We start from the raw sequence: 24044 nt of genomic DNA on the forward strand, positions 1-24044 counted from the left end.
CGCTTACGCGTCGATCGTCTCGACGGCGTACTGCCCGGCCAGACGGCCGCCGCAGTAGGCGCACATAAGCGAGTAGCCTTCGTAGTCGCAGTACGGGGCGCTCATCAGCGTGCCGTTGTCGGCGCCGGCCACGTACAGGCCGGGGATGGCCACGCCCTCGCCGTCGATTGCTTGCAGACGGTCGTTCGTGCGGATGCCGCCGATGGTCACCCATGCGCTGGGCTCATACTGGAATGCGTAGAACGGGCCGGTGGTCACGGGCTGCAGGAAGCAAGCCGGCTTGTAGAACTGCTCGTCGTTGCCGTCGGCGCAGTAGCCGTTGTACTCGTCCAGCGTCTCGACCAGCTCGGGCGCGTCGATGGCCTGGGCCAGCGCCTCGATGGTGTCGGCCTTGAAAGCCCAGCCGGCGCTCACGGCATCATCGATGCTGCCCTGCACGTTCTCCAGCGGCTTGTCCTTGAGCGTCATCATGCCGGTGCGCCAGTTCACCTCGTCGGCGCCGCACAGCGTCCACGCGTCCTTGCCGGAATTCAAACCGTCCACGTACGCCTGGTCGACCACCGCGTAGTACTTGCCGCCGACCAGCGAGATGGCCCCGCCCAGCGCCAGCGGCAGATTCGCGAACTTGCCCTCGTTCGAGAAGCGGCGGCCCTGGTTGTTCACCAGCAGCGTGCCGTAGATGCCGATGGTGAACGCGGCGCTCTTGCGGTCGTACAGGCCGTCGGCTTTCTGGTTGGAGCCGGTGAACTCGTTGCCCGCGATGCCCCACTGCGTGGACAGCTGACCGCCCGCAGCCTGCACCATGTCGATGCCCTCGCCCACGGACAGCACGTTGCCCAGCGGGTTCACGAAGGTGCCGAACTTCTCGCGCATCATGTCGACGTTGCCCAGGAAACCGCCCGTGGCCACGATGACGGCCTTCGCCTTCACGTCGGTCACGCCGTCGCCCTCGCACTGCACACCCGTGCATGCGCCGTCTTCCATGATGAGGCGCTTGCCCGCCGTGTTGAACAGGAACTCGCCCCCCTTGCTTTCCACGAACTCTTGGAGGGGCTTCATGCGATCCTCGCCCTTGGCCTGCGTCTTCGAGTCCTTCGGGTCGCTCTGGAAGTTGGCGCGCACGGACGCATGCCCTGCGCCGTAGTTGTCGGGACGCAGGCCGGTAGGCACGCCGAAGTCGTCGGTGAACTGGTCGACCGTCTCGCCGGAGATGGCGACGGCTGCCTTGACGGCCGCAGCGTTCGTGGACCAGTGCGCGTACTCCATAATATGGTTGAAGGCTTCCTCCACCGTGAACTCGACGCCGGCTTCCTGCTGCAGCTTCGAGCCCACCATGAACGGGCCGCCCGCCAGCGAGCCGTTGGCCACGCCCACGTTACCGCCCTTCTCGATGACGACGACGCTCTTGCCGGCGCGCACGGCTTCGACCGCGGCCCACATGCCCGCGCCGCCCGCGCCCACGATGGCGATGTCGCATTCCTTCGTCTGATCGGCGGTCTGCATCGCGGAAGCTGCGTCGTCGGTCGCGCCCTTCGCGTCGGCGTTCGCGCTGCTTGACGCTTGCGGGGCGCATCCGGCAAGCGCGGCCGCGCCGCCCAGCGCCGCAACGCCGCCCAGCGTGAGGAAGCTGCGACGAGAAAGCCCGTTCTTTAAAGTAGCCATGTGAGGTCCCTCCTAAAGGATTCCCTGTGCGCTCGACCGTTCCGATCGAGCGGCGCGCCCTCCCGAGGCGCTGAGGAAAGCATGCCTCGCATCAGGCGGTTTGTCGCGGGTGAAGTCGCGCGCCGAGGGGTGAATCCGCGTTCACCCCTGCGCTCACCCCTGGTACAATGACACGACGAACAGGAGGTTCCCATGAAATCAAGCGACGTGGTGCGCGCGCTGGCGCCCGCAGATCAGGCCGGCGAGGACGAGCCTCTGTCGGCGCTCATGTACCCGCTGCGCTTCTTGGGGATGGGCCTGCTCATCGCCTGGCTGTGCTGCACGCACGTCGCCTCCATCTTCCCGGGCGACGTGTTCGACCCCGCGCTGCGCTCGGCATTCGACACGGGCATGCGCATCGGCGACATCGGCACATTCCTCGCGTTCGTTCTATTCGCGCCGCGCATCGGGCGGCTGAGCAGGCACAAGGCGTTCTCGTGGGCAGCGGTCGCCCTTACGACGGCTGGCACGGCGGCGGTGGGCCTCGCGCTCATTCCCGGCGGGGTCGGCGAGGCGGTCATCATACCTGCCAGCATCGTCACCGCCATAGGCGGCGCTGTGCTGTTCTGCCTGTGGGCCGAAGCGTACAGCCAGATGGGAGCCACGCGCACGCTCATGTACGGCGCGCTGTCCTGCATCGCGGCAGCCGCGGCGTCGTTCCTCATCTCCACGATGGAGGCGCCGTTCGGCGTTATCGCCACCGCACTGCTGCCCCTCGCATCGCTGGCATGCGCGCACCTGAGCTTTCGCCTGTTGCCAACCGAGCGCGCCGTGGCGAAAGGGGTGCACTACCCCATTCCGTGGAAGCTCATCGTGATCATGGCCATTGCAGGCTTGCTGTCCAGCTTCTCAGGCGCGTTCCTCTCGGCCACGGAATACGTCGGCGCCATCCATCGCGTCGCGGCCACCGGCATCGTGGGCGTCGTGATTCTCGTGATGGCCGTTTCGAAGCGCGACCGCTTCGACGCGCGTTTCCTGGCGAAGGTGGGACTGCCGGTCGCCGTCGTCGCATTCGCCGTCATCCCCTTCGTCGCCCCCATGCAGGGCTACATCGTGTCGGTGCTCATGCGGTTCGCTTACGTATGGTTCACGTTCTTCGTGCTGCTCATGCTGGCGAACATCTGCTACCGCTTCGAGATTCCCAGCCTGCGGCTGTTCGCCATCGCGCGCGCGTCAAGCGAGGCTGCGCTGCTGGCAGGCATCCTGGTGCGACGCGCCCTGTGGCAGACCGACCTGCTGGCGGATCCGACGACGCTCGCGGGGTTCGCCTTGGCCGGCATCGTCTTGGTGCTGGTGTGCGTGGTCATCTGGATGAGCGAGAAGTCCGTGAACGGCGACTGGGGCGCGTCGGGCCTGTCGCTGGCCGACCGGCTGCACGTGCCGGGACCGCGCGAGCGCTTCATGAGCCGCTGCGACGACCTGGCCGCGCAGTACGACCTGACCGCCCGCGAAACCGAGATCATGGGGCTGATAGCCCAGCGGAAGAGCCGCGCCGAGATCGAGCAGGAGCTGTTCCTGTCGCAGAACACGGTGAAGACGCACGTGCGGCACCTGTACGCCAAGCTGGGCGTGCACTCGAAAACCGACGTCATCGCGCTGTTCGAAGAGTGAGGGCGCCGCTCTGCGAGCCCATCTTCGCCCGAAAAACACGCCACAGAGGGCTAATGCGTGTTTTTCGGGCGAAGATGTTTCCCGGCGAGGTCGCAGTTGCAAGCCGCGCCCATGCTATGATGCTGCACTATGGCACGCATCGTGAAACATAGCGAGCATCCTCTTTGGATGTACAAGGCCTTCCTCCTGGTGGCGGCTGCCATCTGGGGATTGGGCACCGTGGTCATCAAGTCGACCGTCGACGAGTTCCCGCCCGCATGGCTCGTCGGCGTGCGCTTCACCGTGGCGGGCATCATTTTGGGCATCGTCATGTTGCCGCGGTTCAGAAAAGCGCTGGACCTCGACCACCTGAAAAAGGGCGCCATCCTGGGCGCGTTCCTGTTCCTCTCGTACTGGGCGAACTCCACGGGACTCACCGACACCACCGCCTCGAACAGCGCGTTCCTCACATCGCTGTACTGCGTGATCATCCCGTTTCTCGGATGGGCGCTGCGCGGGCCGCGCCCGACTCGCTTCAACATCGCCGCCGCCCTCGTGTGCGTGGCCGGCGTGGGCTGCGTCTCGTTCGCGGGGCTCTCGGGGTTCTCGCTGCGCTTCGGCGACCTGATCACGCTGCTGTCGGCGTTCTTTCTCAGCCTGCATGTGCTGTACACGGCGAAGTACGCGCGCGGTCGCGACATGACGCTGCTCACGGTCGTGCAGTTCCTGGTGGCCGGCGTTCTGGGCTTCGGCGCCGGGCTTGCGTTCGAGCCCATGCCCGCGTTCGCCAGCTTGGGGCTGGACACGTGGGTGAGCCTGGGGTACTTGGCCGTGTTCGCCTCGTGCATCGCGCTGCTGCTGCAGAACTTCGCCGTCGCGCACGTCGACCCCGCGCCCGCATCGCTGTTCCTGGCAACCGAGTCGGTGTTCGGCGTGACGTTCTCGGTGCTGTTCTTGGGCGAGATCCTCACCGGCCCGCTGTTCGCCGGGTTCGCCCTCATCTTCGCCGGCATCGTGATCAGCGAATACCTCCCCTTGCGCGCAGAGAAGAAACGCCGAGCGCGCGCGATGAAACCGCAGGAAGCGGAAACCTTCCCGTTCGAAGACGACCCCGAGCGGGAAGCATAGCCTTTCCACCTCTCCGCCGCCGATCACCTTGCCAAGCCCCATCCCGATGTTTCACGTGAAGCATCGGGCGCTTCGAGATGCCGCTATCTGGCGGCGCAGGAAACGCGCTAGATTGAGCAGCAAAGCACGCAAGAACCGCGCTGGATCCAAGGGCAACCCGCATGGAATTCGCGTGAGAACTGGGTCAGATTAGCGCTAGATTGAGAAAGATTCGCGCTAGACGTGCGCCATCTGCGCGTAAGACGAGGTCGTTATACTAGGGACACGGCCTTGTTGGGCGGAGAGGATAGCACCCTCTTTACATCCATTTCCGATTCTAGATAACGGAAGGGGGTGTCCTCTATGGATGGATTGGTGTTCGACCTTACCGGAGTTATCTTGCAGGTTCTCTGCTTGCTCGCTGCTCTCTGCAACTTGGGAGTGGAGGCGGCTGCGCTTGTTCTGCAAGTTCAGTCGAAAGATAAACCCCGGTCGCCCCAAGGGGACGAACCGGGACCCAAATAAATCCGAACCGCCGAAGCAAGTCCGAGGGCCGTGGGGAGTAACCAGCTCCCTGCGGCTCGCCTGCATTATACGCGACACGCCCCGTAGCTTCAACCGATTACCGTGATGAGATAACTCACCCTATCGTGGCGAGATGGTTTCCTTTAGAATGGGGCGACGCGCTCGACAAGGACGACGCACATTCGCCTCATCACCCAGGACGCCTTATGAAACACGCCGCACCCGCCGACCAGACGCCCGCTCCTGCAAGCTCGCCTGAAACCACCGCCCGACGGCGTTTCTCGGCGCCCAAGATCATCGGTATCGTCGCGGGCTCCATTGTGGGCCTGCTGCTGATCGCCTACGTGGCCGGCAGCCTTTACTTCACCGACCGCTTCATGCCGAACACCGTGCTGGGGGACCACGACGTGTCGCTGAAAACGTCGTCCGAAGTGCAAGCCATCCTCGACGACGCCTTGAGCGATTACACCGTGGCAGTTTCGGGGCAGGGCTTCTCGATGAAGCTCTCCGCGAAAGATGCGGGCGTCTCATTCGACGGGCAAGCCATCGTCGCCGACGCGCTGGGCAACACGAACCCCTGGCTGTGGCCGCTCGAAATCACGCGCGAGCACGACGAAACCGACAGCTTGGCTGCCTCCAGCGGGAGCAGCCTCGCGAACGCGGTGCGCACCGCCGTCGACGAGTTCAACGCCACGGCCACCCCGCCGACGGACGCGGTCGTCGCATTCGACGAGCAGAAGAACGCGTTCGCCGTGCAGCCCGAGGCGACCGGCACCGCCCTCGACGCCGATGCAGTGGCCAAAGCCATCGGCTCCGCCATCGCCTCGATGCAGCCCACGGCCAAGCTGACCGCCGACGCGCTGCAGCAGCCCGCCGTGCCCGCCACCGACCCGAAACTCCAAGCCGCTGCCGAAGCTGCGAACCAGCTAGTCAAAGCCGATATGCAGCTGATGATGGGCGGCGACGTGGCCGCGGAGGTCAACCCGGCCCTCGTCTCCACCTGGATCAGCTTCGACGAGAGTCTTACGCCCTCCCTCGACGAGGAGGCGCTCGTCGCCTGGGCGAAACAGCTCGAAGTCGCATGCGACACCGTGGGAACCGAGCGCACCTACACGCGCCCCGACGGCAAGGTGATCACCGTGGCGGGCGGCCCGTACGGCTGGCTGACCGACGGCGAAGCGCTGCTCGAACTCGTGAAGGAAGGCGTGGCGAACGGAACCGTCGGCGCAGTGGACATCCCCTGCAAAACCACCGGCACCGCGTACAACGGCGCAGGCGCGCAGGACTGGTCGGCGCGCTACTGCGACATCGACCTCTCCGAGCAGCACGTGCGCTTCTACGATGAAACCGGCACGCTGATCTGGGAAGCCCCCTGCGTCAGCGGCACGCCGAACGGCGCGCACAACACCCCCACGGGCGTGTTCTGGCTCAACCAGAAAGCAAGCCCGTCGGTGCTGAAAGGCACGAACCTCGACGGCTCGAAGTACGAATCCGCTGTGCGCTACTGGATGCCGTTCGTCGGCAACGTCATCGGCCTGCACGACGCCGACTGGCAAGCCGCGTTCGGCGGCACATTGTACCAGCAGGGCCGCGGCAGCCACGGCTGCGTGAACCTCCCCGTCGGATCGGCCGCCGACCTCTTCGGCATCATCCAGTCCGGCGACGTCGTGGTCTGCCACTGGTAAGGGCGAACGCGGAATGTCGAAAACGAAGCCGGTTCTGCAAGTTTTTCGACTCTGTGGCACGCGTGACAATGAGCGACCAGGGGTTTCTCATCAGCGCTTCGGCGCGCTTCGTCATCCCGTTTTGCCGCAAAAGCAAAATGCCTGGTGAGGGCTTCGGTCTTTCGTGGGAACTTGCCACAAAGTCGAAAAACTTGCAGAACCGGCTCGGAAACCGACTGGCCGGCTTCGACACAGATGCTTGATGGCGGATCGCCGCCCGCCGCTCGACGCGCGTTCACCGTCGCTCGATGGGCGGATCGCCGCCACTAGCTATTCCGCAGCTCGCCCATCAGCCCGATCGCTCCGCAACGAAACAGCCCCGCCTACCGGAGAAGGGGGGGTTCCGGTAGGCGGGGCTTGGGCACAGCGCTCCCGAGCGAAGAGGGAGAGGGAGCGCTTACCTCTCGAAAATGTCTGATCCTTGCATGCGAAGGCGCATGGTGTCCACCATCTGTTGGGCGGTGCCCAACTCGACCGGTCGCGGCGTCATGGCATAGCGATGCACCGCGCCTTCAAGCAAGTACGCAGGGCGAACCTCGTCGAGCAGCTCGATGGCGTTCTCGGGACATACGTCGCGACAGCTGCCGCACTTCACGCATTCGCCGGGATAGTGGTAGACGCCCAGCGTTCCATCGTCGTTGTCGAATTTGCGGATGGCGCCCGTCGGGCAGAACGTCGCGCACATGCGGCACGACGAGCACGCACGACCGTCGATCACCACGCAACCCCACAGGCGCGTCGCAACGCTGGGCAGTACGGGCTGGCCCAGCTGCGCCAGATTGTCCAACAGCGCCTCGCGCCGATCGGGAACGAAATGGGGCAACGTGCCGTCCTTCGTAACGCGCGGAAGCGCAGCGGGAGCCGCAGCCGCAGGAACAGCCGACGAAACCGCCATGTGCTCGTTGCCGCGGCGCTCAGCGAAGTACGCCGCCACGGCAGCCGCTGCCCCATCAGGGCCAACGCCCTCGACACAGGCGCCGGCAGGCACGCCTTCGACCACCTGCACCCGAGCATCGCTTCCCCAGGCTTCGAACAGGGCGTTGGACGTTGCGGCCACCAGGCGCGCCGTGGCAACGCCGTGCTCCTGCTCGCAACGCGAGCAGTCGCCGCATGCAAGCCGGATCCGGCGTACGCCTTCAACCGCAAGCCCGCTGGTCAGCGACTCGTCCACACGTCCCAAGCACACCACGTTCGCCACATGGCCTTCGTCGAGCAACCCGCCCGCCGCACGCCGCAGCTGCTCGCACGCCACCACCACTTCGTCGCCAACCCGCGCGCCCAGGCACGCTTGCGCAAGCTGCGCATCGCTGGGGTTGCGCGCTTCCAGCGCGCTCGTGGGGCACACAGTCGCGCACGTGCCGCATCCGATGCACTTCGCCGCGTCCACCCGCAGCTCGCCGTCCACCAGCGCGATACAGCCCGACGTGCATGCGTCGGCGCACTTCAAGCACGCGACGTTGCGGTTGCGCACTTTCGCGCACCGCTCCCGGTGCACCACGATGGCCTCGCTGGACACCCCGTCCAGCACGCCTACGATACTTCGGTTCGACCGCGATCGCTCGCTCGCGCGCCCGTCCATCACTCGGCCGTCTTCTCGTCGATGTCGGCCAGCACGACCGTGCTTGCCTGAGGCCCCGCACCCTTCTTCACCAAAAACGGCATGCTGACCGCCTTCGCCGGACACGCGTCCACACAGGCTCGGCATCGCGTGCAGTCGGCCAGAGTGCGCTCGCCGAAATCGGGATGCCGCAGGTTGATATCGGCCTCGCACGCGATGGCGCACTTGCTGCACGCTGCGCCGTTCACCGTCTCCAGGCACTTCGACTCGTCGATGACCGGCCGCCACGTCTTGCTGAAGCGCGACACGAGGTTCATCAGCCCCGCCATCGGGCAGAACCGCGTGCACCACTTGCGCAAGAACACCAGCTCCACCACTAGCAACAGCGGGATGAGCACCACCGACCACGTCATATCGCCCGCCGCGAACAGGCGCCACACCACCAGCACGGTGGCGAACGTCAGCCCGATGGGGCACACCAGGCAGAACACGGGAAAGCCGAAGACGGCCGTGGACAGCAGCGCGCCGCCCAACACGTAGTGGCGCGAATCCAGCTTCGCACGCACCCCCTTGCACGACGAGCAGCTCCCGCAATCGTGAGAGTACGCGCCGTCGGCCGCTGTCGGAGATCCTTCGACTCGCTTCGCTCGCTCAGGGGATGCCGCCGCCTCGCCCAGCTCGCTCTTCGCGATGCCCAGCATCTCCGAGCGCTTCGCCTGCTCAAGCGCCGTGCGCTTCTTGGGCGAGCGGAAGAACCCGCGCACGCGGTCGAGCAGCGGCACGGGGCAGACCCACCCGCAGAACGCGCGGCCCACCGCCAGCACGAGCACCGCCATGATGACGATGGACACCACCGCGCGCGGCACCACGGTCTTGGTGGCGATCATGGTGGCCAGCGCCCCCAGCGGGCACAACGCCGAGAACGTCTCCCAGCCGAAGCCCGAAAGCGTACCCATGCTCACGCCCGCGATCAGCCCGACGGACAGCACGACGAAGATCGCGGCCGCCACGATGGTGCGCAGCTTGTTCGAGTTCATTGCCGCCTCCTATTCCGCCGACTCGATCGGCTTGACGACGATGGCGCGCTCCTGCGCGCCCGACACGATGGACCCCGCCTTCAGCGATACGCACACACTCTCGCATGCGCCGCACCCGTTGCACTTGTCAGCCAGCACGGACACGTGCGGGTTGGCGCCCTCGCCCGTCAGCTCTATGGCCTCGTAGGGGCACGCGTCGTAGCAGTAACGGCACCCCGTGTCGCGGAATGCAAGGCACTGCGCCTCGTCGATCACGGCCAAACCCAAAAGCGTGTTCTCCGCCGTAGCGTCTGCGGGCAGCGCCAGCGCCTCGGTGGGGCACACCTTCACGCACAACGGCTCCCCGCCGTTCTCGTCGGCGCAGTAGTCGCAGAAATCGGCGTCGAACTTCAGCGCGGGCGAGCGCATGCCCAGCAGCCCGTCCTCGATATGCGCAGGCACGATGACGCCGCGCGGGCACGCCTCGTAGCACTTCTCGCATCGGATGCACGCCGACACGAGGCGCGCCTCGTCCTGCCCTCCCGGCGGGCGCACCAACGGGTTATGCCCCGCATAGCGCAGCGCCCCCAATCCCAGCAGCGCCGCCGTGCTTCCCGCGCCGATGAGCAGCGCGCGCCGCGACACGTCCAACGGCCCCTTCGCCCTCTTCGACGAAATCTCGTCCTCTTCGCTCATGTCTCCTCCTTTGCCCACTGGTCCTTATCAGTCAGCGAGGTTTGCTGTGGTGCCGCATATCGGCGCGTCGCACGGCCGAGCGTGCTTCGCACGAGAGGGGCACGTGCGAAAGCGTCGAGATGGGGTGCCACAGCAGACCGCAGCGTCGGCCCTTTCGTCGTTCGACAGAACGACGAAAGGCAGATGACGGGGCTTCCCTGCCTTGCGAGAAGCGGAGCTGTGCCATTCGAGAAGCCCCGTCCATCACATCTGTTTAAGAGCACCGGCCGCGCTGAGCGGCGCAACCGGTTCGGACGCTCGGACCAAGATCGACCAGAATCTCGGCCCGAGCGCGCCCTTCCGTCTCCTAGTACAAAGCGAAGATGCTGATAGCCACCACGTACAGGATCACGCGCCAGCACAATCCGCCCACGGCGACGCACGCCAGGGCGACGCCCGCGTACGCGGCCAGCTTCTTGCCGGTTTCCACCTTCTTCGCAAGCCACGTCAGCACCAGCGGAGCAACCAGGCCGACGGCCACCGTGCCCAGCCAGAACATCACGGCATTGGCACCGGCGAAGATGCTGCCCACGATGGACGCGCGGTCCACCATGGCCACGTCGGGCAGCGTCGGATCGAAGTAGTACTGGATGTCGGCCGAGTACAGCCCGGCCGAGCCGTTGATGATGAACGCGTAGGTGAACACGGCGATCAGCTGCAGCGCGCCGCCGGCCAAGGCCACCTTCACGCCCAGGTCCTTCGCGCTGTCATCGTTCGTCAAACCGGCGATGACCAGCGCCGTCAAGCCGCCCATGAACACGGTGTTCGCCAAGTAGTACACCGGCAGCAGCGGGGTGTTCCACGACGGCAGTGATGCCATGAGGTAGCTCATGCCCGTGATCACCGGCAGCGCCAGGCCCACGACGATGGCCAGCACACCGCACCATTTCGGCGCCATGCCGTCTTCGGCGCGGCGCATCATCAGGAAGTACAGCACCAGCACCACCGCGAACACGATGCAGCCGATGAACTCCAGCGTGATACCCGAGGTGATGTGGCCGAAGCCGTTGAAGATGCGCTCCCAATGCTGCAGGTGCATGAACACCGACAGCCCGCCGACCACCAACGCCGCCAGCGCGGTGACCAGCGATGCAAGCTGCATCTTCTTGCCCTTGCCCATGACGTTCAGCAGGCCTTGCGCGCCCAGCGCGCCGCCTGCGACGCATAGGAAGAAGGTGAAGAGAATAAGGGGCCATTCAGGATGCATAGTCTACTCCCTCCACTTTCGGCCCTCGCGCATGAGGTACATGAGCTTCGGCTCGTTGCCCACATCCGCAAGATGGTGGATATCGTTTTCGGTGTACGGCTCGACGTAGTCCTTCAGCTTCACGCGCGTCTGGGTCATCTCCTCGTACTGGCAGCCGGGGCTGTCGGGATGCGCCGGCCCCTCGAAGTTGTCGACGCCCTGATCGAGGTCGCCGAAGAAGCGGGCGCGGGCGCCGCACTGGGCCACGCACTGGGGAAGCTCGCCCTGCGAGATACGCTGCTCGCACAGCGTGCATTTCTCCACGACGCGCTCTTCCTGATTGAGGTAGCGCACGCCGTACGGGCACGCCATCGCGCAGAACTGGCAGCCGATGCACTTCGACTTGTCGATTTGCACCGTGCCGTCGTCGCGGATGTGGGACGCTTCCGTGGGGCACACCTTCACGCATTCGGGGTTCTCGCAGTGCTGGCACTGGACGGGAAGGAAGTACATCTCGACGTCCGGGAACGTGCCCGAGCCGCCCTCGATGGGATGTGGTCCGACGCGCAGCGTCTTGATCCAGAACGACCCCACGTCGACGCCGTTGATGGCCTTGCACGCAACCGTGCACGCAAGGCAGCCGGTGCAACGGTTCAAGTCGGTAACGATCGCGTAGTTTGCCATGTGGTGAACCTCCTTCCTTTACATCGATTTCGAATAGGCGCCCAGCGCATCGCCGCCCACGCTGCCGACGGCCAGCTTGCCGCCGGAGAGCAGGTCGGGGCTTTGGACGCTCGGCTGGCAGCCGACCGCCGCCATGTTCGCGAACGTGAGCTCCACCTTGGAATCCTCCAGGCGCGGATCGTTCGCCAACCATTCCTTGAGGCGCGGATCGTTTGCGTTCGTGATGACCGGATTGCCTTGCGGGTCGCACGGAACCGGGTTGCCATGCGGCGAGTTCTCGGGCGTCGCGGGGTACACGAGCACCGGCACGCCGCGCAGCTGGGACGCGCCGCAAATCCAACACTGCGCGTACTTGTCCATCGTGCAGTTGATGTTCACCAGCTCGAAGCCGTGCGAAGCGGTGTCGATCTCGGGATACCACCAGGCGTGGTTCGCGTTGACCGTGCCCTCCTTGATGCCGTAGTACAAGTCCACGACCTCGCGGATGGCGCCCCACGGGCTGCGGATCCAAATCCACTGCCCCTGCTCCAACCCCAGGCGCGCCGCGTCGTTGGGGTTCATCTCCAAACGAGGGCTGGGCCACAGCTCGCGGCACCACGGCAGCTGGCGATGCTCGGAGTGGAAGTACACCGGCTGGCGGGAGCCCGTCGTCATGATGAACGCGCTGTCCGGATGCGCCGTCAGCGCCTCCTTGTACTCCTCCACCAGATGATCGCCCTGGTAGTTGTCGTTGATGTAGGCGTCCGACGTCTTGATCTGGTCGACCAGCGAGGCGTCGAAGTACTCGGGATTCGATACGCGCGAGTTCTTCGGCTCCACCCAGTGCGGGAACTTGTCGATGTCGGGGATGTTCGGATCGACCGTGTTCGTGCTGGCGAAGGTGGCCGCGCCGTCGGGGATGTACGTTTCGGCGATGGTGGACCACACCTCCACCTTGGCGGTGGGGGTCATGAAGCCGCACTTCTCGTCGATGGCCGCGTACAGGTTGTAGCCACCCTGCTGGCGACGGTAGCCCATCTCCCAACGGCGGTACGTGCCCCAACGCTCGGGGTGCCACTTGCGGCAGTCGAACCAGCCTTCTTCCTGGAACTTCGCCGCGTACTGCGGGAAGTCGGGGCCGTCGGGGAACTCCTCGGTCTTCCACCAGTCGGTGGCGTCCTTGAGCACGCGGTACTCCTGCTCCTCGTAACCGACGCTACCGCCCATCTGCACGAAGTCGCGGTAGTCCAGGTTGTTCCATTCGTCGTATTCGGGGTCGCGGTTGTTCCACACCACGCCCATGGCCTTGTACAGGCAGATGACGGCAACCGGGTCGTAGATGCAATCGCCCATCGGCTCCACGCAGCGCTGCCCGGCGCCGAAGATGCCGCCCGCGCCCTGCGACACGCGGCCCGTGTTCACTTCAAGCCAGTGCAGCACGGGGATCACGATGTCGGCGCAGCCGTTGTTCGGGCAGGACCACAGGTTGAAGTCCAGCCAGAAGTCCAGACGGGTGAGCGCCTCCCAAGCCTCCAGCAGGTTGGACTCGTTCATGAAGTCGCCCGACATGCACACGCCGCCGTGGATCTGGTACGGCGTGTCGATGCCGTTGATGGAGTCCCAGATGGCAGCGGAGTCGGCCCATCGGTTCCAGTAGCGCAGCAGCGGGAAGCGCTCGGCGGAAATCTGCTTCTCGTTGCTGTCGAACGACGTCTTGAGCGCCGGCCACGAGCGGCTGGGCTTGTAGGCGCCGCCCTTACGCTCGGCGATCCAGCGCGCCTCTTCGGCGGTGGGAACCTTGTTGCCGTAGCGCTCGGCCAAGGGCGATTTCTCGTCGATGAGGTACTGCACGAAGTTCTGGATCAGCGGGATCTGGTCTTCCACGGACAGGTCGCGCGGGGTGTTGCCCAGCTCCATGGTGCCCACGTCCAAGCCCCAGTCCTTCGGCTCATGGTCGGTCACCAGCATGTTGGCGCGGCCGCAGCAGCCGTCCACCTGGGCCTTCGACGAACCGCGGTTGCCGGCGGGCTCGTCGGAGTTGCCGGTGATGCAGGCGATCAGCTGCAGCGCGCGGGTGTTCTGCACCGCGTGGCCCGTCTGGTCGGGAGCAAGCTGGTAGTGGATGCCGCCGTTGCCGTGCAGCGGGTTCAGGCGCGTCGTGTAGATGCGCACGCCCTCCTCGATCTTGTCGACCGGCACCTCGGTGACCTCGGACACGTACTCCAGCGTGTACTGCTCCAGGCTGTCGGAGAACGCCTCCCACACCGTGTCGGCGCTGATGGTGGAGCCGTCCTTCAGCTTCACCTCCACGCCGCCGGGGAACAGCGCCGGGTTCTTGGGCAGCCCGGCCGGGTTCGAGCGCTTGCCGCCCTCGTTGCCCTCGTCCCAGTAGGCGTCGTACTGCACGTCGGCCGGATTGGCGAACTTGGAGGGGTCGGGCAGCCAGGCGTCCGCGATGATGGGCTTGTACGGATGCTCGATCCAGGTGCCCGTCGTCGGGATCTTGTGCTTCTCGCCCTCCCACTGGCAGGCCTCGGCATCCCAGTACGTAGGCTTGTTGTTGTTCTCGTCCCAGCAGATGAAGCGCTGGTAGCGGCCCTCGTAGTCCCAGTACTGGCCGATCCACTCGGGGTCGCAGTCGGCCTCGGTCAGGATGCGGCTCTCCATGTCGATGCCGCCGTTCATTTCCATGAACCAACCCTTCGCCGTGCGGCCGTCCTTCTCGGGGTTCCACAAGAACGGGGCGTTCGTCCAACGGCGCACGAACGCGTCGTCGTACGCCTCGTTGTCGAGGATCCACTTGAGCCAACCCAGCGACAGGCACAGGTCGGTGCCCACGCGCAGCGGCAGCCACACGTCGGCTTCCTTGCCCAGCGGCGTCATGCGGGGATCCACCAGGATGTGCTTGTAGGCGCGCTGCGAGCAGTCCACCACCGTACGGTTCGTGGAGTCGTAGTTCGAGTACTCCGACGCGGTGCCCCACTGCACGTACACCAGAGGGCCCTGCTCCACCTCCATCCACGGCGAGCCGATCTCGTCGGTGAGGATGCCGCCGAAGTGGCGCGGGCCCTTGCAGATCTCGTAGGCCAGGTGCGCGTTCGGCGTGGGGAAGATGGACTTCAGCGTGCCGTACGGCGGCTGCGCCCACACACGCGAGGTGCCGCCCATGGCGAAGTTGGCTTCCCCGCCGTACTTCTCCACGATCTCGTTGAACTTGGCACCCGCCTCGTCGAACGCCTCGGCAAGCGTGATGCGCACCCAACCGGGGTCGTCCTCGCCTTTGGGGTTCGTGCGCTTCATGCAGTAGCGCAGACGATCGGGATGGTACAGAGCCAGCATGGACGACTGCGACTTCGCGCAGCAGTGACCGCGGCTGTGAGCGTTGGACTCGTCGCCCTCGACTTTGATGACCTTGTTGTCCTGAACGGTCACCCACACGCCGCACTCCACCTTGCCGCACGCGCGGCAGCAGGAGCGGATGCGCTTGATCTCGCCCGCTGAGGCGTCTTCACCTTCGGCCAACGCCGTCGAAGGCGTTGCTGCGAAGCCCACCGTGGTTGCCGCGGCAGCCATGGCAGAGGCCTTCAAGAAGCTTCGACGACTCAGTGATAGGTTCGCCATGTGCCCCTCCTCTCTTCCTTTTCTCGCTTCGTTCATCTCTGCCGGAACCCGGCGCGACCATACGCCGGAACCGGTTTCCCCATTCTAGGAACGGAGCAAAAGCCCAAATCATAAGGGGTGGATGGATGAAACGCGCCGATATCATCCCCAAAGGATTATTTTGCTTTTTGCGCCCAACCTATACTTGATGGCAGCGAAGAGGTTGCCGTTCGCGCCCGTCATCCGAGCGTGCGGCAACGGGAAGAAACCTGTGAACGAAGGAGACTGCCATGGCACAACCGCGTCCGTCATTGACGCTGATCCTCGACCTCGACGAGCGCCTCGACAGCGAGGACGTGCGCCTGGAAATCGACCGCTGCTACTCGTACGTAGGGTCGACACTGGTGCGCACCCATCCCGCCTGCGACGGCGAGCCGCAGAACATCATGCGCTTCCTCGTGAAGCTGGGCACGCGCCGCTACCTGCGCGCCGAGGACGAGGGCGCCGACGAGCTGTGGAACGACGTTATGGAGCGCTGGTTCTACAACGAGCTGTACAAGGTGAGTAACAACATGCTGATCTACAACCGCCGCCAGCGCGAAGTGGGCAACCCCCAGCTGGTGTTCGACTGGATCGACGTGGAGCTGCAGAACGGCCAGCTGCATGCGCTGCTGCATTGCGACAACGTCAGCGGCATCCGACCCGAGACCAGCGAGCTTCTGACGCAGCTGCGCGCAGCGTACAACGAAGGCGCTCTGGGCGAAGACGTCGTGCGCGCCTACCTGCCCGCGCCCGCTTCATACGAGGAAAAGAAGGCCGCCGGGCTGGCGGCGAAGGCCGAGCGCGACGCGCAGAAGGCGGCGGAGCTGGCTGCGGCAGAAGAGGAGGCCCGGGCTGCGGCCGCGGCGGCCGAAGCCGCGGCAGAGGAGGCGTTTCTGGAGCTGCCGCGTTTGGCCGACGACGCCGCCTCCGAAGAAGAGGCCGAGCCAGCTCTTGAGCCGTTCGCCCTGGACGAGCCCGACTTCGAGGTCGACTACCGCTTGTGGCTGATCGAATACGCCGACGGCAGCACGCGCACGTTCGACTCGCACGCCAGAACCCTCGCGTAACCGAAAAGGAGCCTTACCATGATCGAAACCATCGCCTCCTTCGACGGGCGCATCGCCAAGGTGCAAGGACCTGCGCGAAGCGGCAAGACCGAAGCGCTCGTTCGGCGTTGCGCCTGCCTCGTGCGCGGCGGCGCCGCCCCGGAAACCATCCTCGTGGAAACGTCGAGCGCCGCAGCGGCTCAGGCGTTCCGCCGTCGGCTTCGCCGCGCGATCGGCCCCGACCTCCAACACGCCGCCGACGACGTGCATGTGCGCACCGCGCTCGAAACGTGCGTCGCCGTGCTGGACGCGCCCGCCGCGCGCGCCGCCACCGGCCCGCGTGCCGCGCCTGTTGAACGATGCGGAGTACAACTTCTTCCTGGAGGATATGAAGACGCTCGGCCAGCCCATCCGCCGTTTGCGCAAAATGCTCGATTTCTTCTATCGCCAGATGAGCGACCTCGAGCCGCGCGACTCCTGGCTCGCAGGCGGCGAAGAGGAAGCCGTGCTGTCCCACCTCGAGCGCGTGCTGGCCTCACGCGGCGCCATGCTGGCGCAGGAAGCGCCCAGCCTGTGCGCCGCGTACCTGCGCAGCGACGCGGGCGAGGGCGTGCGCGGCAGCTACGCCTACGTGCTGTGCGACGACTTCCAGAACATGAGCCGCGCCGAGCAGACGTGCCTGTGCCTGCTGGCCGACCGCCAGCTCATCGCGTGCGGCAACCCCAACCAGCAGCAGGCCGCGCGCGCGTCGTTCCCCTGCGCCGAGGGCTTCGTGCAGTTCGACGCTCGCCGCCGCGACGTAGCCGTGTTCACGCTGTCCGGAGCGCACGGCAACCCCGCCATCGCCGCGTTCGCCGACGGGCTTTGCGACCAGGGCGACATGGATCCCGCCTTCAAAGCGGGCATCGCGAGCGACGCGCAGACGTCGGACGGCATCATGGCCGTCAAGTGGTCGACGCCGGAAGACGAGCTGGACGGCATCACGAAGTACCTGCGCATTCTGCTCGACGGCGAAGAGGACCTGCACGAGAACCGCACGTGCGTGCTCGTGCCCAACAAGCGCTGGGCGCTCATGGCGCAGCAGGTGCTCAAGCAGCGCGGTTTCGCCGTGGCGCTGGCCGGAGCGTTCTCCCGTTTGGGCGGCGACCCGCGCGACAGCGCCCGCGCCCGCGCGCTCGTGGCGTACACGAAGCTCAACCTGCTGGCCGATCCGCGCGACATGACGGCTTGGCGCAGCTGGTGCGGCTTCGACAACTACCTCACGAACAGCGATGCATGGGGCGGCTTGCAGGCTTTCGCTGAAAAGCGCGAGCTCACGCTCTACGACGCGCTCGCCCTGGCCGACCAGCTGGAAGACGAACCGTTCCTGCGCGCGCACGCCCTGGTCGAGCGCTGGCGCGCGGGCCAGAAGCTTATCGCCGCGAACGTCGGGCGCAAGGGCTTCGGCCTGCTGCAGGCCATCGGAGCCGACGGCCTGCCCGAGTTCGAGGAGACGGCGCGCGCCCTCGTGGGCGACGAGGATGCGGCAGCGGTGTTCGCCCTGCAGCGCGCCAACGTCACCGATCCCGCGCTGCCCGACGATCCTCACGTGCTGCACGTGGCCTCATACGGCGCCCTGTGCGGCGTCGAATACGACAACATCTTCGCCATCGCCGCCGTGGACGGCTTCATGCCGCGGCGCGATGCGTTCGAGGTGATCAGCACCGAGGAAGACCGCGAGCGCATCATGAACGAAGAGCGCCGACTGTTCTGCAACAGCGTGTCGAAGGCCAGCAAACGCCTGGTCGTCTCCTATTTCAGCAAAGCGCCGCTCGAGCTTGCCGAGCGTGCCAAGATGCAGGTGGTGCGCGTGAAGGCCGAGGGCAACGGCCGCGTGGCCTCGGTGCGTCCCACCGCGTTTTTGGCCGAAGCGGGAAACGCCGCCCCCGTCACCACCGGCGGCCAAGCCCTCCTCGCCCAGCACGGGTTGAACTAGCCGCCATCGCGCCGCCGCCCAGCGGCGGCGCGAAGCTGCCTTCGTACTGGCGCTCCAGACCAAGAAGAGCCTTCCGACGCGCGGCTACGCAGGCTTTCCCTGCCGCATATCCTGCAGCAGCTCTTTCCGCAGCCGGTAGCGCTTCATCATCCAGCTCGCGTCGTTCGGCGGAAGGCGCTTTCCCGTCAGCTTCGCCACCGCACGCGCCGATTCGTCGAACTTCCGAGCATCGAAGAACTGGTCGGGCGTAATCGAGACCACCGTTACTCCCTGGGAAATCAGCGCGCTGCGACGAGCCGAATCCCGCGTCTCGGCCGCGTTGCCGCTGTGATGCTCGCCGCTGTCGTACTCGACGGCAACGTGCCGCTTTCGCCAATACAGGTCGCATTCGAAGCGTTCGCGCTGAACCAACCCCTTCGTCCGAACCTCGATGCACGCGTTGAGCTCGGGAAGGTCCAAGCCGTATCCGCCGATCATCCGCGACAAGCACAAGGCCATGACCAGGTTCGTCTCCATAGGAGATGCCGACGAGTCCGCAATGAAGCGCAGCGCTCGCAGCGCCTTGTTCGACCCGATGCAGCCGCGCGACTTCTCGACGAAGCGCCTGAGCGAGCGCACGTCGGTCAAAGGCGTGCGTTTCCGAAAACCTCGCTTGTCGCCATCGTACGCATATCGCGAGCACAAGAGACAGCCATACCGAACAAGCTCGACCAGCGACAGCTCCGTCGCCATCTCCACGAAGGACCGCTCGGGCGAGCTGATGTACAGCCCGTCGCGCAACCGGACGAAAGATCCAGCCGGAAAACCGGCACTCCACACGTGGCACACGGGGCTGCCCGTCCGCACGCGATCGTTTGCCTGAGCGACCACGACGTGCAGCGGCACCCCAAACGCATCCAGCTCTCCATCCGTATCCCCCATACGAACGCCGCAGATCGGATGGGCGCGCGACGGCGTGGGAACCGGCAACGCATCGCTCACGCGCCAGTACTCGTAGGCAGACCAATATCCGATGTATACGCTCATGGTTGCAGCATACCGGGCGAGCGGACGAATGGCTAGCCGTCTTTTGGGTCCCCGAATCCCAAAACGGGAAAAAGAGCCCTCCGTGCAAGTTTTTCGACTTCGTGGCAAATACGGCAGAAGCCCACCTGGGGTTTTTCGTTCACAGTTCCGACAAGCACCCCCGCTTCATTCTCCATGGAACGAAAACGCCTGATGAACGGGTTCCCGTTTTCGAAAGCCTTGCCACGAAGTCGAAAAATTTGCACGGAGGGGCCCGAAAGGAACCCGGGCCCGCAGATCGTCTGCAGGCCCGGCGGGAGGGAGGCAATATCGAGAGGTTTCGGCAACCTACTATGCGGCGACTTCCACACTGTCCAGCAGCTCGGCGAGGATGGACGCATCCTCCTCGGCGAAGCCCATGGCAAGCTGGGCCAACCCCTGGTAGAACAACGTGCGCGAGAACAGCCGCATGTCGTTGGTCAATAGCGGAAGCCAGTTCAGCAGGTGGTCGTGCAGGAAGGTCCGCTGAGTGCGCAACTGCCCCACGGCCTCGTCCTCGTCGCCTGCCGCCAGCGCCTCGACCGCGCGCAGGCTCATGCGTTGCATGAACTCGAACTCCAGCGCCACGTGGTCCTCGCCCTCGTTCCATGCGCCGCGCTTCAAACCGTTCTCGCGCAGCGTCTGCAGCACTTCGGCGCGCGCCTCCTGCATCATCAGGCGACGTTCGGAGGTGTACACGCTCTCGTACGGATAGGCGGCCGAGTACGCGTTCACCCCGTGGCCGATGAACGTGCGCACGAAGTCGATGGCGAGCTCGGTGACGCTGTCGTCCCATGCGGTTTTCAGATAGTCGTACAGCAGATGGTACCCTTCGTCCACCTTCGCGTTGCCCGTAGCGGTGGGGAAGCGCATGGCTTGCAGCTCCCGCAAGGAGTCCGCGTCCACTTCCTCGCGGAACAAGTTTGCCAGCAGGCCGTACGTTTGAGCGCGCATGTTCATGAGCGCAACCAGGTCGACGGTTTCCTCAGACATGGTTCTCCTCCTTCTTCGCAGCGGCGGCTGCTTCCACCGCAGGCAGCATCGCACGTCCCAGATCGGTCAGACGCCACGCGTGCTCGCTCCATTCCAGCGCATCGGTGCGCTCCAGCATGTCGATGAAATGGCCGCCGAAACGCCGCGGGCTCTTCACCTCGTCGAACGTGTCCACCAGGTCTTCTATCTCGGGTTTCGTGCACGGGCGCTCGTCGACGGCGCGCATGACCGCGCGGTACACCTTCACGTAACGGCTGTCGCGATCGAGCACGATGTCGCGGAACGCAGAGCCCTGCGTCAGCCTCTCGTACAGCGCGCTTCCTTCTTCGGTAGTGCGCCACACAGGGTCGACGCGTTCTTTGATCTCGAGAAACGCAACGCCCGCCTCCACGTCCTCGTGCGGTTCGGCGGCTTCGGGCATCTCCAACGTCAAGGCGCCGGCACGTTCGAGCATGCGGCACAGCGTCATGGGCGCGTACACCGAGCGGTTGCTGGCCTGCGCCGCTTCCACGTGCTCGGCCACGCGGCTCGCCGCGCACCCGCCGCGGCACAACCCCATGATGCTCAGCAGCACGGGCCGGCGACCGGGGTTGTGATCCAGCAGCTCCAGCACGGCAGATTCCACGCCACCTTGGCGCTTGGGGGTGTACACGGCTTCGCGCTGCATGCTCTGGGGCATGTTGCGCATGGTGGGATAGTCGACGGTATCAAGCGGGTTGTCGTCGTCCATGTCCTCCTGGTCGATCTCCAGATCGTCGGCCATCAGAGGATCGAACTCGTCGTCTAAGCCCAGCACGTCGTCAAACGATACGGTAGGCATCATTCCTCCTTCTTCTCTCTTCGCTGCGTTCGAGTATAGGGGCTGCGCGCGACGGCTCATCATCCTACAAGGCGTAATTACGCAGGGATTCGCGCGCATCATACGCCGGGGCCGCGAAATCACCTTGACGCGCGCTTCGCCGGCTCCCTATAATCGGGGCGCGTTGCGAGAAGCGGGGCTTCTTAGGAAAGGAAGCTCCAATGGCCAACGTAGCTTGGGGCAAGAAGATTCTTGCCGTTGCGGTTCTGAGCTGCCTGTGCGCCTCGATCGCGGTTCCTGCCTATGCGTTCTACTACGTCCACGGCGAAGAGAACGTTGCTGCAACCAGCAAGGGCGTCATCGAGGTCACGTGCACGGTGGACGAAACCGCTCAGGGCGGAGGCGTGAAGACCTCGCTCATCATCGTTCCCGAAGGCAGCACCGCCGCTGCTTGCCTGGACGAGAGCGTGGTTTCCAGCAACAGTCAGAACGGCCTTGCGGCCATTCACGACTACAGCGTCTCCAGCTTGGCGGACGAGCTGTCCGGCAAGCAGTACACGTGCACGGTGCACAAGGCCGACAGCCAGAAGCCGGGCACGCACACCGCGTTCGACGGAAGCGGCACCGAGGGCGAGAGCACGCCGCTCGAGCGCTTCGACAGCGTGGTGTTCACGGTGGCGTAATCCGCCGCGCGGGGGTTCGGACGACCAGCCGGGCCCCCGCACACCTCCCGTTCCGGCTCGGCAAGCGCCCCGTTATTCTTCACAAGCCGGCCCGATGCAGCACCGCGACGCCTCAGCACGCCCTCGAAAGCAGACGGGCGCCCTTCCGAACATCATCCTCAGAGGATTATTTTTCTATTACCCCAGATCAAACGTTTGCGCATCGAGCGCAAAACCCTGATCGACTCGCTCACCTCGCTAGAAAAAACAACCTCTGCACGGTATGATGATGCCCAGGGAATCAAGGAGGGGGCTTCATGGGGATTCGCGTTCCTCGCATCACCGTCAACGCCGACTTCGGCGACGACACCGCGTTCGGCGACCTGAGCTTGCTCTCGGTGGGCTACGGACTGCACCAGGCTTGGGTGTACGCCGTCATGTTCGGAACGCCCACCATCTTCGGCACGCAAACCTACGTCACCGGCATGTACGGCAGCCACGCGTCGCTGCCGTTCCTCGTCTCCATCGTCGTGTTCGGGCTGTGCCTGTTGTTCGCCGGCATCACCGACCAGCGGCTGTTGAGGACGTACATCTCGAAGAAGACGCTTGCGGCGGGCGCGGCGCTCATGTCGGCCGGAACGTTGCTGCTGCTTGCGACGCCCGTGATCAGCGGCCCGGCGCTGGAAGCGGTATCGGGCGTCATGACGGGCATCGGCTCCGCCATCCTGATTCTGTTCTGGGGCGTCGCGTTCGCGCGCTGCGACAGCGCTTCCATCGTGCTGAACTCGTCCATCGCCATCTCCATCGCCATCGGGGTGTACGCCATCGGCCTGCATTACGGGCCGTTCCCCATCGCCGGCATCCTCGCGGGCATCATCCCGCTGCTGGAGCTCGCCATCCTCTGGAACAAAACGCCGGCGCCGTATTCCGAGCGCAACGAGGTTCCCATCTTCAAACCGCTTCCGGTGAACCATGCCAAGTTCTTCCTGCGCTTCGGCATTCCCGTGTTCGTGTTCGGCGTGGCGTTGGGCACGCTGCGGCAAACGTCCATCCAGTACATCGTGCCCGCCTCGAACGTAGGCGACCAGATCGCCATGCTGCTGGCCGCCGGATTCGCCTCCGTAGTCATCCTCGTGACCATCGTGGCCCTTGGCGGCGGCGACAAATGGAGCCGGTACTTCCGCCCGCTCGTCCCCTTCATCGCCGTCACGCTGTTCTTCCTGCCGCTTTCCGAAATGAGCGACAACACGTTCGCCACCATGTTCTTGGTGATGGGCTACCTGTGCTTCGAGGCGCTGATGTGGATATTCTTCGGCGAGCTGGCGCAACGCTTCCGCTTGTCGCCCATCTACGTGTTCGGCCTGGGACGCGGCATGTTGGCGCTGGCGGGGCTGGCGGGTTCGCTGTTTCCCATCGTGGCGGCGAACTGGGTGCATCTGCTTCCGTTCGGCGAACAGGGCGTCATCGTCATCGTGCTGCTGATTATGGTGGTGGCATACGCGCTGCTGCCGCGCGAGCGCGAGATCGAGGCCATCGTCGCACCGTGTCCGCTGGTGAAAGCCGTGTCGTTGGAATTGAGCGACCGCGTGCGGCCGCTAGGGCAAGCGGGATCGGCCGGCGAGGGAGCCGCCGCGGCCGCGCAATCTGGAAACAACGCGACGGCAGCGACCAACGCGCCTGCACCTGACGCCGAGATCGCGCCCGAACCCGAACCGACCGCGCGGCGCGCCCCTTCGCTGCTGGAACTCAGCAGCGCACGCCGAGCAGACGAGGGCGAAGAGCGAAAGGGAGGCGGCCGCTTCCGCGCGAAGTGCGAGACGGTTGCCAACACCTACCTGCTTTCCCGGCGCGAGACGGAGATCATGTTCTTTCTGGCGAAGGGGCACAACGCCGCGTACATCCAGGAAAAGCTCTACATCTCGGAAGGCACCGCGAAAACCCACATCCGCCACGTCTACAAGAAGACGAACGTCCACAGCCAGCAGGAGCTCATGCGCCTCGTCGAGCTTGCGGATCCCGCCGAATAGCGAGCTTGCCCCTCGCCGATTGCAGCGCGCGGCCTCCGCGACCGCTCGCAA

General features: G+C 65.3%; 17 protein-coding genes and 1 pseudogene. 8 read left to right on the forward strand and 10 right to left on the reverse strand.

Annotated elements, in window-relative coordinates; translation table 11 throughout:
* Window positions 1-3: 3 nt before the first annotated feature.
* Window positions 4-1662 (reverse strand): FAD-dependent oxidoreductase, encoded by a 1659-nt coding sequence (locus tag ELEN_RS15130; protein ID WP_009305374.1) that lies wholly within the window; start codon window positions 1660-1662, stop codon window positions 4-6.
* A gap of 192 nt (window positions 1663-1854) precedes the next feature.
* On the opposite strand from ELEN_RS15130, the gene ELEN_RS15135 reads away from it, so the two are divergent.
* From ELEN_RS15135 to ELEN_RS15145, 3 genes are all read left to right on the forward strand, one after another.
* Window positions 1855-3312, forward strand: coding sequence for a helix-turn-helix transcriptional regulator (locus ELEN_RS15135; protein WP_009305375.1), 1458 nt, complete (start codon window positions 1855-1857; stop codon window positions 3310-3312).
* A gap of 129 nt (window positions 3313-3441) precedes the next feature.
* Window positions 3442-4419 carry a DMT family transporter gene (locus ELEN_RS15140; protein WP_009608508.1) on the forward strand — a complete coding sequence of 326 codons (978 nt, stop codon included), beginning with the start codon at window positions 3442-3444 and terminating at the stop codon, window positions 4417-4419.
* A 710-nt stretch (window positions 4420-5129) separates the two neighbouring features.
* The gene (locus tag ELEN_RS15145; protein ID WP_009305377.1) at window positions 5130-6608 is read left to right on the forward strand and encodes a L,D-transpeptidase family protein; all 1479 of its coding nucleotides are present in this window, start codon (window positions 5130-5132) and stop codon (window positions 6606-6608) included.
* A gap of 436 nt (window positions 6609-7044) precedes the next feature.
* Here the strand turns inward: ELEN_RS15145 and ELEN_RS15155 are convergent, their stop codons facing one another.
* The 6 genes from ELEN_RS15155 to ELEN_RS15180 form a co-directional block, all read right to left on the reverse strand.
* Window positions 7045-8175 carry a 4Fe-4S binding protein gene (locus ELEN_RS15155; RefSeq protein WP_231566071.1) on the reverse strand — a complete coding sequence of 377 codons (1131 nt, stop codon included), beginning with the start codon at window positions 8173-8175 and terminating at the stop codon, window positions 7045-7047.
* A 50-nt stretch (window positions 8176-8225) separates the two neighbouring features.
* Window positions 8226-9242 carry a 4Fe-4S binding protein gene (locus ELEN_RS15160; protein WP_009305379.1) on the reverse strand — a complete coding sequence of 339 codons (1017 nt, stop codon included), beginning with the start codon at window positions 9240-9242 and terminating at the stop codon, window positions 8226-8228.
* A 9-nt stretch (window positions 9243-9251) separates the two neighbouring features.
* On the reverse strand, window positions 9252-9917 hold the full coding sequence (locus ELEN_RS15165; RefSeq protein WP_009305380.1) for a 4Fe-4S dicluster domain-containing protein: 666 nt from the start codon (window positions 9915-9917) through the stop codon (window positions 9252-9254).
* A 346-nt stretch (window positions 9918-10263) separates the two neighbouring features.
* On the reverse strand, window positions 10264-11163 hold the full coding sequence (locus ELEN_RS15170) for a dimethyl sulfoxide reductase anchor subunit family protein (RefSeq protein WP_009305381.1): 900 nt from the start codon (window positions 11161-11163) through the stop codon (window positions 10264-10266).
* 3 nt (window positions 11164-11166) lie between these two features.
* Entirely contained in the window at window positions 11167-11826 is a 660-nt protein-coding gene (locus ELEN_RS15175) for a 4Fe-4S dicluster domain-containing protein (RefSeq protein WP_015761508.1), read from the reverse strand.
* 18 nt (window positions 11827-11844) lie between these two features.
* On the reverse strand, window positions 11845-15426 hold the full coding sequence (locus ELEN_RS15180) for a molybdopterin dinucleotide binding domain-containing protein (RefSeq protein ID WP_015761509.1): 3582 nt from the start codon (window positions 15424-15426) through the stop codon (window positions 11845-11847).
* Between the two features lie 269 nt (window positions 15427-15695).
* On the opposite strand from ELEN_RS15180, the gene ELEN_RS15185 reads away from it, so the two are divergent.
* The 3 genes and pseudogenes from ELEN_RS15185 to ELEN_RS16640 all read left to right on the forward strand — a co-directional run bounded on the left by ELEN_RS15185 (window position 15696) and on the right by ELEN_RS16640 (window position 18468).
* Window positions 15696-16514, forward strand: coding sequence for a hypothetical protein (locus tag ELEN_RS15185; protein ID WP_015761510.1), 819 nt, complete (start codon window positions 15696-15698; stop codon window positions 16512-16514).
* A gap of 18 nt (window positions 16515-16532) precedes the next feature.
* Window positions 16533-16760, forward strand: a pseudogene (locus ELEN_RS16635) (UvrD-helicase domain-containing protein); the annotation flags it as partial.
* A gap of 73 nt (window positions 16761-16833) precedes the next feature.
* Window positions 16834-18468: a DEAD/DEAH box helicase gene (locus ELEN_RS16640; RefSeq protein WP_015761511.1), complete on the forward strand. Its 1635-nt coding sequence runs from the start codon at window positions 16834-16836 to the stop codon at window positions 18466-18468.
* 84 nt (window positions 18469-18552) lie between these two features.
* On the opposite strand, the gene ELEN_RS15195 is transcribed toward ELEN_RS16640, so the two are convergent.
* The 3 genes from ELEN_RS15195 to ELEN_RS15205 all read right to left on the reverse strand — a co-directional run bounded on the left by ELEN_RS15195 (window position 18553) and on the right by ELEN_RS15205 (window position 21325).
* Window positions 18553-19494 carry a PDDEXK family nuclease gene (locus tag ELEN_RS15195; protein WP_009305386.1) on the reverse strand — a complete coding sequence of 314 codons (942 nt, stop codon included), beginning with the start codon at window positions 19492-19494 and terminating at the stop codon, window positions 18553-18555.
* 330 nt (window positions 19495-19824) lie between these two features.
* Window positions 19825-20505: a TorD/DmsD family molecular chaperone gene (locus ELEN_RS15200; protein ID WP_015761512.1), complete on the reverse strand. Its 681-nt coding sequence runs from the start codon at window positions 20503-20505 to the stop codon at window positions 19825-19827.
* Window positions 20498-21325: a hypothetical protein gene (locus tag ELEN_RS15205; protein ID WP_009608426.1), complete on the reverse strand. Its 828-nt coding sequence runs from the start codon at window positions 21323-21325 to the stop codon at window positions 20498-20500. Before ELEN_RS15205 ends, ELEN_RS15200 begins: the two co-directional genes overlap by 8 nt.
* Window positions 21326-21525: 200 nt before the next feature.
* Here ELEN_RS15205 and ELEN_RS15210 point away from each other — a divergent pair, with 200 nt between their 5' ends.
* Both ELEN_RS15210 and ELEN_RS15215 read left to right on the forward strand, forming a co-directional pair.
* On the forward strand, window positions 21526-21987 hold the full coding sequence (locus ELEN_RS15210; RefSeq protein ID WP_009305389.1) for a hypothetical protein: 462 nt from the start codon (window positions 21526-21528) through the stop codon (window positions 21985-21987).
* 296 nt (window positions 21988-22283) lie between these two features.
* The gene (locus ELEN_RS15215; RefSeq protein ID WP_009608458.1) at window positions 22284-23993 is read left to right on the forward strand and encodes a LuxR family transcriptional regulator; all 1710 of its coding nucleotides are present in this window, start codon (window positions 22284-22286) and stop codon (window positions 23991-23993) included.
* Window positions 23994-24044 lie beyond the last annotated feature (51 nt).

This window comes from Eggerthella lenta DSM 2243, from assembly GCF_000024265.1.
GTDB classification, from domain to species: Bacteria; Actinomycetota; Coriobacteriia; order Coriobacteriales; family Eggerthellaceae; genus Eggerthella; species Eggerthella lenta.